Annotated in this window: 1 protein-coding gene; it reads left to right on the top strand. The window is 39.6% G+C overall.

Features of this window, described 5'->3' with window-relative positions; all coding sequences use genetic code 11:
- Positions 1-169 precede the first annotated feature (169 nt).
- Positions 170-1,131, top strand: a 962-nt coding sequence (locus tag M3212_RS21655; protein ID WP_251195973.1) for an IS4 family transposase, incomplete at its 3' end; no start/stop codon positions are given.

Below are 1,131 nucleotides of genomic sequence, written 5' to 3' on the forward strand. Positions count from 1 at the left end.
TAACTCAAACTTCGCACCTAAATAATTAGATGAGGTTGTTGATTTTGTTTGGGTTCTCCCTATTTCAATAGGAGCCTTGACATTATGCTTCATAAATACAAAAAACACCTCATTCTTTGGTATAGTGGATTTGTCGAGAATACACTACCAACAGAAGAGGTGCTTCTATATGATAGAGCATAATGATCAAAAGAATCAACTATCAAAAGAATTGAAAAACGCATTTAGTGAATTAGGGATGTTTAAGCATCTCCGAAAAGCTGGCATTACGAAGAAATTTGGATTCCCAGCTTCCTATTTGTTTCAACTCATATTCTGCTTAATCTTTCACCACAAGAGTTGGTTTACGCTTCTACAGTCAAAGAAGAGTGACTGTTATCCAGCTAAAGATGCAGTGTATCGTTTTATGAATCATTCCAAGTTTGCTTGGCGCCGTTTTTTAACTAGTTTAAGTGCTTATGCGATTCAAAAAGTCGACCATCTTACAGATGGCAAGCGTCCAAATGTTTTCATCATCGATGACTCGATGTTTGAGAGAAATCGCAGTAAAAAGGTGGAGCTTCTCGCTCGTTGTATGGATCATTCTTCATTGAAGAACCGTTTCTATAAAGGGTTTCGTATGCTTACCCTTGGTTGGTCGGATGGCTGTACGTTCATGCCTCTGGATTTTACGTTGTTAAGCTCCACCAACGCACAAATTAACGGGATTTCCGAACACATTGATAAACGCTGTTCTGGATACAAACGTCGAGTAGAAGCGTTAGAATCCGCACCTTCCATTGTTCCAAGCATGGTCAAGAGAGCACTAGATGCAGGTGTCTCAGCGGACTATGTGTTAATGGATACATGGTTTACACAGCAACCGCTCATACAATCTATCGTTGAAATCGGTCTTGACGTGATTGGAATGGTCAAAGCAACGAATCAACGCTATTTGGTGAACCATCAAAAGCTATCTTTAAAAGCATTGTATAAGGTGGCCACACCTGTTTCGAACCAGAAAGGCATTTTGCGTTCTGTTCATACAACAATGGCAAATGGTATTCCAGTCAAAGTTGTATTTGTTCAAAACCGAAACAAAAAGAGTGAATGGCTGGCGATTCTTAGCACTGATTGTACGCTTTCTGAACA

Source organism: Halalkalibacter oceani (genome assembly GCF_023715705.1).
Classification (GTDB): domain Bacteria; phylum Bacillota; class Bacilli; order Bacillales; family Bacillaceae_D; genus Halalkalibacter; species Halalkalibacter oceani_A.